The sequence below is a fragment of the Methylacidimicrobium cyclopophantes genome, assembly GCF_902143385.2.
Lineage (GTDB): Bacteria > Verrucomicrobiota > Verrucomicrobiia > Methylacidiphilales > Methylacidiphilaceae > Methylacidimicrobium > Methylacidimicrobium cyclopophantes.
This window is the reverse complement of the sequence record NZ_CABFUZ020000205.1, coordinates 1-2,216: the sequence shown is the minus strand read 5'-3', so window position 1 is coordinate 2,216 and position 2,216 is coordinate 1. Positions and strand designations below refer to the sequence as shown.

Here is a 2,216-nt window from a genome sequence, read left to right as displayed (position 1 = left end):
CGAGGAAAGCGGCGGCCCGCCGCGGCACAAGGTCGTCGAGCGAGTAGGGAGGATACTTCTTCCCCCAGGCGTCATAGCCCCAATCGACGATCGCCGTCTCTTGTCCGTTTTGGACGAAGATCGGTCCATGATCGCGGCACCAGGGCTCGTAGGCCGGATTCTCATAGAGGAGCACCCGACGGCCGACCGGGAGACCTCGGGTCTCCAGCAACTTCTCCACCGAGCTCCGCTGCTCCCTGGAAAAGCAGTTGATCCGCACGAGCTCTCCCGAAGAGAGGAGCCGGGCGAGCTCCACCCAAAAGGAGATCATCCGCTTCTCCTTCCCCGGAAAACTGATGCCCTCCTCGCGCGGCCAAGTCAGCCAAGTCGCTCGATGGCGCGCCCATTCGGCCGGCATCCGAAAGCCGAACGCCCGGGGCGTCTCCTCGAGACCGGGCCCCCAGGGCTCCCGACCGCTCTTTCCCACCGCGTCCTCCGTGCTCACCCCAGATAGCGCGCGGCGATTTCTCCGTAGGCGTCCACTCGCCGATCCCGGAAAAAAGGCCAATGGATCCGCACCTGCTCGATCAGGCCGAGATCGAGATCGGCCAGGAGCACTTCTTCCTTTTCGGAAGCTTCCGCGAGGACCCGGCCCATCGGATCGGCCACGAAGCTCCGACCCCAAAATTCGATCGCCCGGCCGCCCGGTCCCTCCTCTCGCCCGACTCGATTGACCGCAACGACGAAACAGCCGTTGGCGATCGCGTGGCTGCGCTGAATCGTCCGCCAAGCGTCCGCCTGGGCGGCACCTTCGCTTTCTTTTTCGTGCGGATGCCAGCCGATCGCGGAGGGGTAGAAAAGCACCTCTGCTCCTTGCAAGGCGGTCAGCCGGGCAGCCTCGGGATACCATTGATCCCAGCAGATGAGAACGCCCAGCCGTCCCGCAGCCGTGGGCCAGACCCGAAAGCCTAGGTCGCCCGGGGTGAAGTAGTATTTCTCGTAGTACCCGGGATCGTCGGGGATGTGCATCTTCCGATAGCTGCCGAGCAATTCTCCGGCTCCATCGATCACCACGGCTGTGTTGTGGAAGAGCCCCGGGGCGCGACGCTCGAAGAAGGAGCCGATCACCACCGCCTTGGCTCGTTGCGCTTGTTCCCGCAAAAAGCGGACGGTCGGGCCGTCGATCGATTCGGCCCAACGGAAAGCCTCGACATCCTCCTCCTGGCAAAAATAGGGGGAGGCAAAGAGCTCCTGGGTGCAGATGATCGCCGCTCCGCCCTCGCTGGCTTCTTCAAAGAGCCTCTCCTGCCTCCGAAGGTTTTCCGCCGGATCCGATCCCGCTCTTGCCTGGAGAAGGGCGACGCGCACCCGTTTCGGCGATTTCATGGATTCTCGAAACATCGTTACGCAGGACCCTTTTTCGGAGGAAGCAACTTGCCTTCTCATGCGGATTTTCCCGAGCTCCGCCAAGTTTTTTCTCCCCGGGATAGATTCCGAAATCGATTCTTGCCCGCATTCGAAGCTTGGATGCGAAGGGCAACGCTGCTTCACTCCTCTTCGAAGATGGGCGAATGCAAGGAGCGGCTGGCTTTTGCTGGCCTCTGGATCTTCCTCCTGTCATCCCTGACGGGATGCGCCAACGTGAGCCCCGTTCCGGAATCTCTCCGCCACCAGGCAAAAGGACAGCCCCTCTTTACGGAGATCGCTGCCAATCCGGCTGCTTTCCAAGGACGAATCGTCATCCTCGGCGGTCGGATCATCGAGACGCGCCTCTACGAGAAGCGGAGCATCGTCCTCGTTTCCCAACGCCCGCTGAGTCCTCACGATCAGCCGCTCGCAACTGCGGAATCCGGAGGACGGATCCTGGTGAAGTATGAAGGTCGGCTCGACCCGGCCGTCTACGCCCCTGGGAAGAGGATCGTCGTAGCCGGGCGCGTTCTGCCGAGGCCCGCTCTCCATCCGGGCCCGACGATCAGTATGGAAGCCATCCGCCTCTGCCTTTGGCCCCGCGAAAAGAAGGTGATCGAAGAGGAGCAGCAAAAAGAGCTCGCGGCCTACGGCTCGATCGACGAGTACGGCCCCATCGAGCAGTATTGGAATCCTATCGGTTGGGAGCCGACGGTGATGGGATGGGGCGTCGGCTGGTGGTAGCCGGGAGGCGACGGCTCAAGAAGCTCCCCGAGAGCACTCCTCTTGCTCGCGCAACGCGCTAGCGGCCGCAACACGAAGACTCTGCA

The 2,216-nt window shown here is 62.6% G+C and carries 3 protein-coding genes; 1 reads left to right on the top strand and 2 read right to left on the bottom strand.

Annotated elements, in window-relative coordinates; all coding sequences use genetic code 11:
• Together FN369_RS08810 and FN369_RS08805 are read right to left on the bottom strand one after the other, a co-directional pair.
• Positions 1–484 (bottom strand): agmatine deiminase family protein (locus FN369_RS08810; protein WP_142525787.1); only part of this gene is annotated, 484 nt, incomplete at its 3' end.
• Entirely contained in the window at positions 481–1,365 is an 885-nt protein-coding gene (locus tag FN369_RS08805) for a carbon-nitrogen hydrolase (RefSeq protein WP_142525788.1), read from the bottom strand. The genes FN369_RS08810 and FN369_RS08805, both read right to left, overlap by 4 nt.
• Positions 1,366–1,506: 141 nt before the next feature.
• On the opposite strand from FN369_RS08805, the gene FN369_RS08800 reads away from it, so the two are divergent.
• Entirely contained in the window at positions 1,507–2,130 is a 624-nt protein-coding gene (locus FN369_RS08800) for a Slp family lipoprotein (protein ID WP_142525786.1), read from the top strand.
• Positions 2,131–2,216: the final 86 nt, after the last annotated feature.